We start from the raw sequence: 13,177 nt of genomic DNA on the forward strand, positions 1-13,177 counted from the left end.
CCTCCCTTCAGGACGTTTTGATATCTTCGATGCTTTCTTTCAACTCCTGCATGAGCGCAGTCAGGTTTGTCTTTTCCGCATCCTGTCCTGCAGGCCGTTTATAAATGTCCTCCGGCCACTCCTCCAGTGTTTTGCCAAGCACCCGTCCGGCAAGGTCGCGTAAATCATTCGGCGAGACCGCTCCTGCTGTAATAAAAGGACCGAGCACCTTCGCAATCTCAAGCGGATCACGAAAGTCCGGTCCTTTTAATGTCAGCCTGACGTCATGGATATTCAGCTCCGGCAAAAGCAGCGTGTTCAGTTTATTCACGAGTGTTTTTCGCTCCGGCTGAAAAACCTGCTCCTCCGTAATTTTTCTAGCAGTATCAGCTGTCGCCCGGTTGTATTCCTGAGCCTCGCCTGTATACAGCGGCGGGAGGCGGAACGCGGAACGCAGCTTATTTCTGCTTTTTTCATCGTATTCAAGAAACAAGGCGTCGTTTTGGAGAATTTCCGCCAAGGATTTGATTTCCACGGAAACCGGCGTAATATCCTCGCCTCCGTGGAGATCCTTTTCTTTTGCGATTCCTTCCGCTTCGATCAGGAGAAATTTATGGGCGTTTTCCACGCCTTCAAGATCATTCATGTATTCCTGCAGCTCCCGGTAAGAAGCTTCAGACAGCATCCCGTTTTCCACTGTAATCGCAGCGGGGACGTGACGCCCCTGCTTAAAATACATAAAATTGAGTTCTTCTGCTTTTCGGGCTCCGTATAAATTGACAATATTGCCGATCCAGCGGGGTACACCGTATACGCCGCTTCCGATTTTGAGGTGAATGGCTTCATTTGCTTGATACTTCTCTGCCAATGTGTTTACATATTCACCTGTGCGCATATCCATTTTTCGCGGATCGCCGTATTCTTTAAAAAATACTTTCTTTCCATTGATCATCTGCACATATTTTCGGAAGCGTTTTTGCCTTTTAATCCTTTTCATTTTCCCGTTTTCTTCATATACAAATGAAACCTCTACAGGCTCGCCTGCTCCGCATACACGCATATATTTCACATCTAAATATTCGATGCCGGCAGGTTTTCCCGCCCCGTCGCGAAGCACTTCCATAAATCCGTTGCCTGTTTTTTCTCTGTCTTCGATGGCATAGCCTAAAATCATTTCAGCTGATTCATCAAAGTGAAGACATTTATAAAAGGCTTCGAGTCTGGCCCAGTCTTTTTCCGCTCTTTTCTTTTTTGCCTGATCGACATCACTTGCGTTGACATCAAATGTGTACTCAACATCGAATCCAAAGCCTGTAATATTCACTCTGTACGCATCAATGCATTGCTGAAGAATGGTCGAGTATTCGGCAATAGTTTTGAGCTCGATGATATTGTAGGGCGGAGCGATAATGTCCTCTCCGTACAGCTCAGAAAAGTCATCTTCATAGATTTGCTTTGTCTGAGGAGCCGCGGCATTGGCTTTAAATACAGTTGCTCTGACTGTTTGATTGTGCATGATTTATGACCTCCTCCTTTCTCGATTCGGCCGGATTCGTTTGTGTGCTGTCTCTTTCATATCAGCAACCTCATAATCATCAAGCGCATACCAAATGGCAGAAAGCGTATGCGGGTCAATCGTGAATTCATCCTCAATCAGAGCTCCGTTTTTATCTTTGGCATACGTAAGTGTCTTGAGCTCATAGATGACATTTTCACAGCGATCCGAACAGAAGATTTTTTTGAACCGTTTTACCTTTTTGGTATATTGAAGCCTGGAGCCGGGAAACTTTCTGGCTCCAACCATCCGAAAGCCCTGCTGGCGGAAATATTGAATGCTTTTCGGCTCAGCCGAGTCGGCTTTGATCAATTCCTGTGTCTCAATAAACTCACGCAGCTCCTCAGCCGTCCTGTCATCTGTCATTTTGTTTTGATAATACTCCCAATAAATGTAGAGGTATTTTTTTTCAGGATCTACAGCAAGCCGGACGACGGCATTATAGGATTCCTCGAATCCAAAATCCATGCCTGTACGAAAGATTGGCTTGCTGATGGCTGCGATACATTTTTTCATTTGATTATGCGGGAGTACCTCGAACTGCGGCAGCACCCTGATCCCATTGACGCCGAATCGTCCTTTGCGGGCAATCCGGTACAGGTCGGGATCATACTCTTTGAGTCCGTCAAGCTGTTTCAGATAGCTTTCCGGGAGAAAAAGATTGTCGTTAGCGGTGGAATGATGGTAATACGTATCTCCCTTTACAATCGTCCGCTTTTCGTAAAGTTCGCTGTCATCCAGCACAAACCGTTTCTTGCGTTCATCCCGAAAAAAATGCCTATACGTCCAATTGGAGGTGCCGACGGGATTGGTGGTACAGATCATATGAAGCTTTAGCTCAGGATGGCGAAGACGTCCGATTAACTCCTTGAACCCCTCATACTTCACCTCTGAGCACTCTTCAATCCATATTAATGAAATGTTATGAACCGATTTTAATTTTGCCGGATTGTCCATTCCTTTGAACATGATCCGGCTGCCATTGTGAAATCGCAGCTGCAGCGGGGAAGAAAGAGATGCCACGGCCTTTGTGAGACCGAGCTCTTCGATCACCTCTTGAAACAAGGCGAAGGTCGAATCCCGATGGGTATCGAACACCTCCCGGATCACAAGGGCCGTCCGTTTTTCCTTCAGCAGCTTTAGCACGATTTTCAATGCGGTATGATAGCTTTTGGATGAGCCGTAGCCGCCGACAAGAAACTGGTACGTCTGCTCCCAATTGAACACGTAATCTTCGAAATGAGGGTTGATTTCTTTTACAATCATGACTTGCGCTCTTTTCGTTTGATCATAATTTCAATCGGCTCCTGGCTGTCATCTGTTTTCTCCGCTTTTTGTTTGGCAAGCTTCAATTTCTCATTTTCAATTTTTTGTTTAAATTGATCTGGAAACAAATCAAAATATAAGGATAGCTTCTCAAGCGCCTTCATTTTATCTGCAAGCTTGATGGCAATGCCTTCTTTCCCAAGCTTTGCTTCCGTTACAATGGTGCCATCAACGAGCCCGGAGTCTTTGACATCGACAAAGCTGATTTCCTTCATAATCGGATTATCATCTTCATCAAACAGCGGACCCGATTTCCCGACAGCCTGGACCTCTTTTTTTCCAAAGGTCACATAGTCCGTAATATCCGCAAACGCGATCTTGATATAAACCTGCAGCACATCCATCGCTTCAATAAACATTTCATTGACCATTTCTTTTTTAATGCGTCTAATTTCAGCAGCGACCTTTTCGTTTTTTAAGAGTCGGCTGCCCGTCACATGAGCGCTGTCCGGAGAATAGCCCGCTTTGATTGCTGACTGTGTGGCATTGAAGCTTTTGACGTAATACAGGCAAAACAGCCGCTGGCGTTCATTTAATTCATCGTTGTTTATAGGGCGCTGTTTTTGTTCGTTTTTGGACGCAGAAAACAGCGCCTCTTTCCATTTGTCTTGTTTTTTCCAGATGCCGATTGTTTTCGCGGAAACACCGATTGTGTCCGCAATCGCCCGATTTGTGATCTTTCCTTGATGTTGTTGATAGATTGCTAATGCTTGTTCGCGCTGTTGTGTTTTCATGCTACTGCATCACCGCCACCTCCAGCATGGTTGTTTATTCATAAAAGCGGCTGATCAGCCAGCCGCTTAGTGTCATGCTCTATTCACTTATAGGTGGCAAACGTATGACAAGCTTTCAGGCAAGTGATCGATTCATTTCTTCCTGCTGTCTTTGCATCTTTAAACTCGCCCGTTTAATCGTCGTTTGCACTGTCGATTTTTTTACGCCGAGAAGATCGGCGATCCGTTCATAAGAAAAACATTCTACCTTATGCAGCAAAAACATTTCCTTTTCTCTGTCCGTTAACAGGGCTAATGCTTCTCGAATTCTCTCTCTGTCTTCTTCTGATACCTGTCCGTCCGGCTCAAACATCATAGCGCTGGAAAATGATTCGATGATTCTCGGGTCCTTGATCATCAGCCGCTGGTAGGCATCACGCCGGTCAATCGCCCGTCTGATGCCGGGCTGCCTTCCTTTTTCAAGCCATTCTGTTACATATTCAAGATCAGTAATCATATTTCTGATGATTTTTTTATCCTTCAGCTCTTCAGCTGAGAGCACGGATTCATCTGCCTCAGCGAGCGGTTTATATTGTATTCTTGTTTGTTTGAGCGTGCGTTTATATTCAAATAGTAAGTCTTGCATTCTATGATCCTCCTCATTTTTGGCAAATAAAAAACGGACACCAATCAACGCACAAATGCTGTGCAGTTGATCAGTGTCCGCAGGCTTTCCGTCTTGGACGTATTCTGTTTTCGCTTTAATTTAATTTGTAGCCGATTTCAAATTCCACACGGGCAAGATCGCCCTTTCTTGTTTCGACGAGCGTTTTTCCATGCTCGGGCGCTTCTGTGATCCATGCTTCTTGCTTGATGCCATCCACAATAATGACACGGATTTTCCCTTCCTCCAGCTGGCTCTTAAGCGTGATGGAATCGATATGCAGCAGTTTTTTAGGATGAATCATGTTTCTTTTCCTCCCCTTTTCGGTGCAGCGCTTGCTTCAGCTTTTTCTAATAGCAGAATGATGCGCTCCTTTGAATGAACAGAATTCCCTTTCAGAAAATCAAGTGCTGCTTTAGACGCTTCCAGCAATTCAGGCGCAGCGGCCATCAAAGCGGCATTGCTTTTTTGCGAATAAGAGCTAAGGTCAAATACAGCGGCAATCAGCCGTCCGTTTGAATATGGGAATCTTTCTTTTTCTTCTTCACTGTAAGCTGAATAAATATAGATCGGTTTCGTATCCCCGCATGGGACAGCACGCCACGGCGCAGGGCTTTTCTCTGCCTGTTTTGTCTTTGCCAACACTTTCACTTCCCGTCGTCCTTATACCATTGTTCAATGTTTTTGTCTGTTCGCTTTGCCCGAAACAGCAAAGCGATTAGTGCAGTCAGCTGTTTAATCATAGATATTCAGCCTCGCTTTTCCCGCTGTCAGCATTTGCTCCAGCTTTTGAATGACAGGCGTTAAGTCAGTGCCGGACCGGCAGTTCGGACATGGATGAAAAACGACTCCAATACCGGTATGTTCCACAATGACTTTCTTTGTTTGACAAAGCTTGCACATTATCTGACGCCCTCCAATCTATGGTTAAGCTCGTAGGCTGCTCCTTTGATAATCACTAAATAGTCACTGCACATCTCATAGATTCTCGTGCCGAGCGCTTCATCGACCCGTACAAGTGCTTCAATTGTCAGCTCGCTCGAAAGCAAAATCGGTTTATGATTTAAGTAGCGATAGTTGAGTACCGAATACATTTGCTCTAATTGCCAATCTGTAGCGCGGGGTTTGCCGTTAACCGGTTTAAACAGGTCATCTATGAACAGCACATCCGCCTGCTTCATCCGGTTCAGCTTCGCTTCTAATAGGGCAAAATCATTTTTCAGATCAGTAAAGCCTTCCACGAACGGAAAATAAATGACAGGCACATAGCATGTTCTCATTAATTCGTTGGCAGCGGCAGTCAAAAGGTGTGTTTTCCCTGATCCGGGCTGTCCTAAAAGGGCAATGCTGTTTTTTCGGCAATCCTTGATTTGTTCATAATCGGCAACATACTCTTTTATACACTCAAATGCGTCTTTTATGGCCTGCGGCTTTCCCTCCGTGCGGAATTCCTTGAAGCCGAGCTGTCTGAAAGCGTGGGTAATCTCACTTGCACCCAGCAGCCGCTTCACTTTCCGTTCTGCCATGCAGCTGCACATCGTCCAGACTTCCAGGCCATTCTGCCTGACGAGATAACCTCCCTGATCCTTGCAGCGCAGGCAATCATACCTGCTTGCGTCTGATTCGGCCGGTTTGTCCGCCAGTAATGGACGTCTCCCTCTTCTCAGCTCGTCCAAAATCTGTTCGATTGTTCGTTTTGTCATGTTTTTTCATCCTCTCATGCTGAATTGCGGCATTCTTTTTGGCTTGCTGCGCGAAAAATCTGTCTTCAATGAATTTCGAGCAGTAGCGAAAAGCCTTGATTGTTTCAGAAGCGGCGGTCCGCCGGTTTTCAAAAGTCTGAAAGCATTCTTCAAGCCATTTGATTGTTTGCATGACAGGAACGCCGATGGCAACAATGCGGGCGATGGCTTGATAATCTCTTGAGGAAGGATACACGGTGCGTCCTTCTTGAGCCGACCGTAATTGTGTAAACCGCTTCGCAATGTGATCCACTGCATCATCAGCAGCAGTATATTTGTTTGTTTTATCTATATCTGTACGGTCGTTTGTGTCCGGTGTCTGCGGCGAAAATGGCCGTTCTTTTAGACTCCCGTGTACAGTATTGTCCGATCTGAAGCTGAATTTTTTGGAATGCTTGACCGAAATCATCAGTCCGTATGGCGCACGGACGGCCTTTATGTAATCATGGTTTTCGAGAAGCTCCAGCCATCTTCTGACGGTTTTTTCACTTACGCCGAAGACTGCCGCCATTTCTCTCGCTTTTAACGGCTTATGGCCGAGTACGATGCCCCAGCTTACCCCGTCTTTTTCGATTTCTTTTGTTGTTGAGCTGATAAACCAGAGAAACAACCATAGCGCCGGGCCCATTTTGTCATAATGTTCTGAATTCAATAACCCTGAATACGTCGGAAAAGGATAGCTTTTATCGTTTTTCATTGTACGCCGCTTCTCCCTTTAACATCATGTATGCTTGAAACTGCTCTTGCGTTTCAAAGTGGAACACCGGAAGGCCGCATGCCGTAAACGAAATGGTGCCGCCGGATTGTCCGAGATGGCGCTGATCTATGGGATTTTCACTAAAAACAATTTGGATTGGATACATGTGATCACTCTCCTGGTTTGTTTTCGATACATTTCGTATCAACTGTTACCAAGTATAAACGATACGAACTGTATCATCAAGTTATTTTTGATACTTTTTTTATCATAACTTTATTTTGATACATATTGTATCTATAATCATAAGTAACGTAGGGAGTTTAAAAAAGAGAGGTCATAGTATGATAGGCGGCAGATTGAAGAGTCTCAGAGGGAAAAGGACACAGGAAGAAATCGCATCACACATCGGTGTGTCACGGGCACGATATTCCCACTATGAAAATGGGCGAAGCGAACCTGATTACGACACACTCCAAAAGCTGGCTGATTACTTTCAAGTAACGACTGATTACTTATTAACGGGAAAAGACAAAAAATCCGATGACGATATGTTCTCAGATCCGGACCTGCAGCTTGCATACCGCGATATGCAGGATTTTTCCCCAGAAAGCAAACAGCAGGCCATCGAATTTATCAACTATTTAAAAGAAAAAGAGAAAAACCGCAAACCGAAAAATAAATAAATCGTTCTCTGTTCTCTAAAACATATAAAAAGTAGACCGATATAAAGAAAAAAGTGTTTATTTTTTAAAGAAAAGGGAAAGATTTCTACACTACTTTCCAGTCCTATACGGGCTTTTCTTTCTCGTTAAAAACAGAACAAACGTTCGAAAGGGAGTATTCAATTGGGCGATTACTTATCACATCTGGAGGAATACGTTAAAAATTTATACGGCCGGCTGGGCATCACATCCCCTCATCACATTGACATGCTGAAAATCGCAAAGGATCTGGATATTTGGGTGCATTTTGAGGATATGGGGAGCATGATGGTGAAATACGACGGCATGTACAGTATCGTATTGAACCAAAAAAAGTCACGGGAAGAGCAATGGGAGGATTTTGGCCATGAGCTGTGCCACGTGTTAAAGCATGCAGGCAATCATTTTCAGATGAACAAGCTCTTCAGAGAGCTTCAAGAATTCCAGGCAAATCAATTTATGTACCACTTCTGTGTGCCAACCTTTATGCTGTTGCAGATGGAACTGCCGCAATGGAGAAGCCAGGCACTCGCCACAATTGCGGCGGTATTCCGGGTAACAAAGGAATTTGCTGATAAAAGGCTTGACATGTTTGAACGGCGTAAAGCAGGTATTCAATTTCAGAAGCGGCTCGCTTATTTATTATCTCACAAGCGGCCAAATGCGTACGAGGAAGGCGATCAGCAGCACTTGCAGGTCGCTGAGGAAAAAGCGTTATATCATATTGGCAAAAACATCTGATCAAATACGGGCTAAGGATATATTCCTCAGCCCAGAAGAGAACCTAACATTTCGACATTGGGGGAACTGTATTATGCAGCCACATGGGCGCCGGTTTAAGATGAGGCGCAGATGCGAACGCAATCGGAGCCGGGATATACCTGAATTCACCCCGGCCGTCAAAGGCTTCCCCATGTGCCCATCTTCCTTGCGAGCTTTCATCCCCCCTGGAAAAGTTAAACAAATCATAGGAGACTTCTTGCTTTTCGAGCTCACGCGGGAACGTCGTCGGGACGACAATATCCCGTTCTCTTTCCTCCAGTTCTTTAATGGCCGCGTACCACATATTTTGATGATAGGTATCCCTTGCAATCAAAAATGACAGCATATCTCTTACCCCTGGATCATCGGTCATGGCATAAAGCCGTGTCACCTGAAGGCGTCCTTGGGCCTCCGCATTTAAGTTAGCGCGAAAATCGGCCAGCAGGTTTCCGCTTGAGATAATGTATTTTGCATTCCACGGATAGCCCTCACTATCTGATGCCATCGCCCCCAATCCGGACACAATCGCGTGCTGAGGATTCATCCCGGACATGACTGCTGCGATAGCTGGATTGCTTTTATAAGCATCCTCCTGTACATCCGCGGGTGCATTGTCCAGAAGCCTGGAAATCATCGTTGCCAGCATTTCTACGTGCCCGATCTCTTCGGTCCCCACATCATATAACAAATCTTTATACTTAGCATCCGCCCTGCAGTTAAACCCTTGAAACAAATACTGCATCATGACGCTAATTTCACCGAATTGGCCGCCGAGCACCTCTTGAAGTTTTTTCGCATAAACCGGATCGGGATGAGCTGGCTTTGCTTGATATTGAAGCTCTTTTATATGATAAAACATGAATCATTCCTCCCTACACTTTCGCACAATCCCAGCGTATGAAGGAATAGGCTGACAGTGCAGGTCCCGTTTCGTTTTATGTATAAAAGCCAAGCTTGACGGCTTCCACATATCGATCAAACAAGTCGTTTTGTATGTAGCTTTTATCACGGCACCCAAAATTGCAGAACAGCGCGTTTCTTTGTGCCGTGCTCACCTCCAATTGCAGCCCCATTTCTCTTTTCGTCCGATTGACAATATTGCTTGGGTGTACACCTGCCAGGCGGTCTTTCTCATTAGTTAGCTCGGCGCTAAAACCCGCTTCATTCAGACGCTCACAAATGAGCTTGGCTTTTTTTCGATCAGCCCCGCCGACCAAAGTATGCGGGATGTTTGGATCATAATACCCGTGAAACGCTAATGCGTAATGGTGGGCATTCACTTTTTCTAAAGCCAGCGGCTCATCAAAACGAATGCTGGTGAGATGCAAGGAACGATTGTTTCGCTGTTTTACACCCTCAAACAAATAGATGGAGCATCGATCCGAAAATGCCCGCACCAATTCACTGACGCCAGGCTCAATTCTGCCGCCGTGGGGACCGAGGACGATAAGCTCACTTCCGTTTTTCTCCTCATAAATAATCCGGTACTCCGACTCAGAAGCAGAAAGGGCTGCAAAGCTGTCATACATATCTTTCATTTTGAACGCCCCCTTTACCAGTCAGCACCAGTTTACTCTACTCATCTATGAATGAAAACCTTTTTTATAGTATGATTTGATAGAATACGCAGAGGAGGTATATGATGGGGTTTATTGATGGATTACTCGGCAATGCGTCAACACTGTCAACGGCTGCTGTAAAAGAAGAGCTTGCTCATATTTTACTTGAGGGTGAGAAGGTTGAAGCCGCGTTTAAGCTGGTTCGCGATTTGATTGTCTTCACTGACAAGCGGCTTATTCTTGTGGACAAGCAGGGAATCACAGGCAAGAAAACGGAGTTTCAATCGATTCCGTACAAAAGCATTTCCAGATTCAGCGTGGAAACGGCCGGCCGCTTTGACCTCGATTCAGAGCTGAAAATTTGGATCTCCGGCGCAGAGCTTCCTGCCGTCTCAAAGCAGTTTAAAAAAGATGAGAGCATTTATGATATTCAAAAGGTGCTTGCCGCAGTTTGTATGTAAGATAAAAAGACGGAAGCTTCACAGCTTCCGTCTTTTCATTTACAGCTTTTCCTCCAGCTTCGCTTTCGTTTTCGGACCGTAAATCCCATCAGCCGTTAAACCGCTGACAGACTGAAAACGTTTCACTGCATTTGCTGTTTTCGGGCCATAAACGCCGTCAACGCCGTGATTTTTCGCTCCTTTATCAGGATAAAAATAAAGAGCGGCTAAAGCGGTCTGCACCTGCTTTACTTTTGTCCCTTTCGTCAGCGGGCTTGTCACTTTGATCACGCCGGATGGGAGCGGATATGAGGATGCGGCATGGCTTTTAGAAGCAGATGCCGTCTGAGGCAGTTTGATCACTTGTCCGACTTTAATGTAATTCGGGTCAGTAATATGATTGATGCTTTGCAGCGTTTTCACACTGACTCCGTGTGATGCGGCAATCCCTGACAATGTGTCGCCTTTTTTCACATGATATACAGACGCTGAAGAAGAGACTGCAGCTTTTTTAGCTGATAAGCCCCCGTTTAATTCCTTTTCAATTGCCGCCTTCACTTGATCCCAGCGCCCCTCTGATAAAATGCGGTGCGGGCAATACTTTCCGTTCCAGTCCTGGTGCTTTCTCACACGATCGATGCCCCAGCCGCGCTCCTTCAAAAGCTGTGCAACAAATGAAATCGCCAAGGCTTCAGCTGCCTCATACTTCGGGCCTCCCGATTTGCTGTAGCAAATCTCAACGCCGATTGATTTGCGGTTTCCCGGACCGTTTGTGCCGTCACCAGTGTGCCAAGCGTTTCGGTTAAGCGGCAGACCTTGAATTACCTCTTGATCATCGACCGCAAAATGAAAGCTTGTCGAGCTTGTGTTCCCGATCATATAGCTGATTTCATTGGCCGCGGACGCATCGTTTGCCGTGTTGTGAATGGTAATGTATTCAGCGGACATTGCATTAGGACACTTCAACGCGTATTTCGCCTCAGAAACCAAATTTTTCTTTACTGGAATGCTCACCTATCATCTCTCCTTTTCTTTTTTCATAAATAGGTGGCATTCGTAGGACGAAAAACTCATATCATCTATCACCGTAATATGGATAAATGTGTTAAACTGAAGTTCACGGAGGGTCTGAATATGTATACATATTTAATGCTGACAATGAGAACGGAGAAATTTAATCAGGAGCATGTGGCTGGGCACTATGAATTTCTGGATCGTTTACAAGCAGAAAAACGATTAAAAATGTTTGGGCCATTCAGCGACGCCACAGGCGGAGCGTATGTCATCGAAGCAGATTCACTGAAAGAGCGGCCATGCGGATCCGCTGGTGGCAAGTGGATCTTCTGAGCTGACGATAAAAGAATGGAAGCTGAAGAAATAAAAAAGACCCCTAAGGGTCTTTTTTTATGCATCATGTTTGATTGCGTGCCGCAATATGAAATGTTTTCCCTTCTGTGTTTGCTGTTTCACCTGCATGAACCATCACCTGAGTAAAGCTGAACCCGACCGCAACGAGCAACAAACCTGACATCCATTTAGATTTCATATAAACAATCTCCTCTCTGGATTTGTTTTTGTGCGTGCACCATTTTCTCATAAAATGAAAGTGCTTTTTCGGGCTGTCCGTTTTCTATATAGAATTGGGCAGCATCATGCGCCAGCTCTTCAATATAAGGATACAGCATATGTTCTTCAAGAAATTGAAAGGTGTGTGAGACCGATTCTGTGTCAATGTTTTTTCCGTATAACGCATGTAAAAATTGAAAAAGCTCCACGAATAATTCATCACTGTATTGACGGGCGATTTCCAATCCTTCACGATACTTTTTTTGCGCTTCGGCGTCATTTTTTTGTTTATACAGAACTTGTGTTAAAGAGTAGATAGAATGCGGAAGATTATCGAACTTTTCCGACTTGCAAATAGAAACAGATTTCTCAAAGTATTCGGCTGCCTTTTGCAGTTCACCCATTTTCTCATAGCAGTTTCCGAGATTATATAGGGCGGAACTGATCAGGCGGGGATTGCCTTCCTTCTTTGCAAGATCTAAAGCCAGTTCTAAGTGGGGCAATGCTCTTTCTGGATACTGCATATCATCATAATTACCTGCAATAACGAATTCACATTGGATTCTGCGGACGGTGTACGTTTCATACATTTGGTATGTTTCTAATGCCTGAACGGCGTAGCTCATCGAAACATAGGTTTGTTTTAAATTGTAAAAAATCTCAGCCATTTTAAAAGCAAACTCGGCTTTCTCAATATCATCCGAGACGAGGGCAAGATTCTTTTCTGCCCGTTTATAATACATCATGGCACTGACAAACATCTTCTGCTTAAATTCATACATTCCTCGAAAAAAATTAAAGTAATATTCGAGAAGCCCTGTCAGCTTGTACTGATTCCCTTCGATGTCTTCTAATAATTCTGAAAACTCTAGCTGCGACGTGTCCTCTCCAAAAGGCTTAATGTAATCCAGCATGACACGATGCCTGAACTCCATTAAAGAATAATACAGCAGCAAATCTTGGTCTTCTTCCATATCCTCAATTTCTCTTTCTACTTCGAGCTTGACCCGTTCGGCTTCAGCGACGTGGAACTGCCGGATATGAGTATACCATTCATTAATTTTAAGCCCGACATAAGAGGACGGAATCGTCTGCTTCATCCTCAATTAATCCCCCCTTTTGAATTACCCGAGATATGTCATATTTTATCATATTTACAAGAAAAAGAAGAACGCAAAATAACCGCAATTGTCGAATTTCGGCTAACCGCAACAAAAAAGCACGGGTTTTTCAAACACCCGTGCTTTCTTTTAGTGAAAACCGACTTTGTTTCTTTCCATCCAGCTTCCCCGCTGGCTTTTTCTTTGCTCTCCTGTCATGTCTTTCACCATGGTTTCAATATGGTGATTCCCTTCTTGGTGCCATTGAAGGGCTGAAGATACATATAATTCTCCCAGCTGTGCAAAGGAAAAGCCTTCTGTAAGGGGACTGACCCCATAAGATGAGACAAATAAAAACACCTTCAAGTTT

Annotated in this window: 18 protein-coding genes and 2 pseudogenes; 4 read left to right on the plus strand and 16 right to left on the minus strand. The window is 44.7% G+C overall.

Annotated elements, in window-relative coordinates; all coding sequences use genetic code 11:
• Positions 1–7 precede the first annotated feature (7 nt).
• From PUN35_RS07800 to PUN35_RS07845, 10 genes are all read right to left on the minus strand, one after another.
• Entirely contained in the window at positions 8–1,495 is a 1,488-nt protein-coding gene (locus PUN35_RS07800; protein ID WP_003232695.1) for a phage portal protein, read from the minus strand.
• Between the two features lie 3 nt (positions 1,496–1,498).
• Complete coding sequence (locus PUN35_RS07805) at positions 1,499–2,800, minus strand: PBSX family phage terminase large subunit (RefSeq protein WP_003232697.1); 1,302 nt, start codon at positions 2,798–2,800, stop codon at positions 1,499–1,501.
• On the minus strand, positions 2,797–3,594 hold the full coding sequence (xtmA, locus tag PUN35_RS07810) for a phage terminase small subunit (protein ID WP_003244697.1): 798 nt from the start codon (positions 3,592–3,594) through the stop codon (positions 2,797–2,799). The genes PUN35_RS07805 and xtmA overlap by 4 nt, the downstream gene beginning before the upstream one ends.
• Positions 3,595–3,709: 115 nt before the next feature.
• Positions 3,710–4,219: a sigma-70 family RNA polymerase sigma factor gene (locus tag PUN35_RS07815; RefSeq protein WP_014479550.1), complete on the minus strand. Its 510-nt coding sequence runs from the start codon at positions 4,217–4,219 to the stop codon at positions 3,710–3,712.
• Between the two features lie 115 nt (positions 4,220–4,334).
• Positions 4,335–4,541 carry a phage-like element PBSX protein XtrA gene (gene xtrA / locus PUN35_RS07820; protein WP_014476537.1) on the minus strand — a complete coding sequence of 69 codons (207 nt, stop codon included), beginning with the start codon at positions 4,539–4,541 and terminating at the stop codon, positions 4,335–4,337.
• Positions 4,538–4,888: a phage-like element PBSX protein XkdD gene (xkdD, locus tag PUN35_RS07825; RefSeq protein ID WP_014479549.1), complete on the minus strand. Its 351-nt coding sequence runs from the start codon at positions 4,886–4,888 to the stop codon at positions 4,538–4,540. The genes xtrA and xkdD overlap by 4 nt, the downstream gene beginning before the upstream one ends.
• An 84-nt stretch (positions 4,889–4,972) precedes the next feature.
• Positions 4,973–5,140, minus strand: a complete 168-nt coding sequence (locus PUN35_RS07830) for a hypothetical protein (protein WP_003245588.1) — start codon at positions 5,138–5,140, stop codon at positions 4,973–4,975.
• A complete protein-coding gene (locus PUN35_RS07835) occupies positions 5,140–5,940 on the minus strand; it encodes an ATP-binding protein (RefSeq protein WP_072592528.1) in 801 nt (266 codons plus the stop codon). The genes PUN35_RS07830 and PUN35_RS07835 overlap by 1 nt, the downstream gene beginning before the upstream one ends.
• The gene (locus tag PUN35_RS07840; RefSeq protein WP_003232710.1) at positions 5,840–6,676 is read right to left on the minus strand and encodes a hypothetical protein; all 837 of its coding nucleotides are present in this window, start codon (positions 6,674–6,676) and stop codon (positions 5,840–5,842) included. Before PUN35_RS07840 ends, PUN35_RS07835 begins: the two co-directional genes overlap by 101 nt.
• Complete coding sequence (locus PUN35_RS07845) at positions 6,663–6,842, minus strand: hypothetical protein (RefSeq protein ID WP_003232712.1); 180 nt, start codon at positions 6,840–6,842, stop codon at positions 6,663–6,665. Before PUN35_RS07845 ends, PUN35_RS07840 begins: the two co-directional genes overlap by 14 nt.
• A gap of 178 nt (positions 6,843–7,020) precedes the next feature.
• Here PUN35_RS07845 and xre point away from each other — a divergent pair, with 178 nt between their 5' ends.
• Both xre and PUN35_RS07855 read left to right on the plus strand, forming a co-directional pair.
• A complete protein-coding gene (gene xre, locus PUN35_RS07850; protein WP_003232719.1) occupies positions 7,021–7,362 on the plus strand; it encodes an HTH-type transcriptional regulator Xre in 342 nt (113 codons plus the stop codon).
• A gap of 162 nt (positions 7,363–7,524) precedes the next feature.
• On the plus strand, positions 7,525–8,121 hold the full coding sequence (locus tag PUN35_RS07855; protein ID WP_003232721.1) for an ImmA/IrrE family metallo-endopeptidase: 597 nt from the start codon (positions 7,525–7,527) through the stop codon (positions 8,119–8,121).
• 43 nt (positions 8,122–8,164) lie between these two features.
• On the opposite strand, the gene PUN35_RS07860 is transcribed toward PUN35_RS07855, so the two are convergent.
• Together PUN35_RS07860 and PUN35_RS07865 are read right to left on the minus strand one after the other, a co-directional pair.
• Positions 8,165–9,001, minus strand: a complete 837-nt coding sequence (locus PUN35_RS07860; RefSeq protein WP_003245071.1) for a manganese catalase — start codon at positions 8,999–9,001, stop codon at positions 8,165–8,167.
• 76 nt (positions 9,002–9,077) lie between these two features.
• A complete protein-coding gene (locus PUN35_RS07865; protein WP_014479547.1) occupies positions 9,078–9,680 on the minus strand; it encodes a poly-gamma-glutamate hydrolase family protein in 603 nt (200 codons plus the stop codon).
• Positions 9,681–9,784: 104 nt separating this feature from the next.
• On the opposite strand from PUN35_RS07865, the gene PUN35_RS07870 reads away from it, so the two are divergent.
• The gene (locus PUN35_RS07870; protein WP_014479546.1) at positions 9,785–10,162 is read left to right on the plus strand and encodes a PH domain-containing protein; all 378 of its coding nucleotides are present in this window, start codon (positions 9,785–9,787) and stop codon (positions 10,160–10,162) included.
• A 39-nt stretch (positions 10,163–10,201) separates the two neighbouring features.
• On the opposite strand, the gene PUN35_RS07875 is transcribed toward PUN35_RS07870, so the two are convergent.
• The gene (locus PUN35_RS07875; RefSeq protein WP_014479545.1) at positions 10,202–11,155 is read right to left on the minus strand and encodes an N-acetylmuramoyl-L-alanine amidase; all 954 of its coding nucleotides are present in this window, start codon (positions 11,153–11,155) and stop codon (positions 10,202–10,204) included.
• A gap of 120 nt (positions 11,156–11,275) precedes the next feature.
• On the opposite strand from PUN35_RS07875, the pseudogene PUN35_RS07880 reads away from it, so the two are divergent.
• Positions 11,276–11,522, plus strand: a pseudogene (locus PUN35_RS07880) (YciI family protein).
• A gap of 30 nt (positions 11,523–11,552) precedes the next feature.
• Here PUN35_RS07880 and phrA read toward each other — a convergent pair.
• The 3 genes and pseudogenes from phrA to PUN35_RS07895 form a co-directional block, all read right to left on the minus strand.
• A complete protein-coding gene (gene phrA / locus PUN35_RS07885; RefSeq protein ID WP_003245487.1) occupies positions 11,553–11,687 on the minus strand; it encodes a phosphatase RapA inhibitor PhrA in 135 nt (44 codons plus the stop codon).
• The gene (gene rapA, locus PUN35_RS07890) at positions 11,677–12,813 is read right to left on the minus strand and encodes a response regulator aspartate phosphatase RapA (RefSeq protein ID WP_015252291.1); all 1,137 of its coding nucleotides are present in this window, start codon (positions 12,811–12,813) and stop codon (positions 11,677–11,679) included. The genes phrA and rapA overlap by 11 nt, the downstream gene beginning before the upstream one ends.
• Before the next feature lie 144 nt (positions 12,814–12,957).
• Positions 12,958–13,131: pseudogene (locus tag PUN35_RS07895) on the minus strand (ATPase); the annotation flags it as partial.
• Positions 13,132–13,177: the final 46 nt, after the last annotated feature.

The sequence above is a fragment of the Bacillus sp. N3378-2at genome, assembly GCF_033412715.1.
Lineage (GTDB): Bacteria > Bacillota > Bacilli > Bacillales > Bacillaceae > Bacillus > Bacillus subtilis.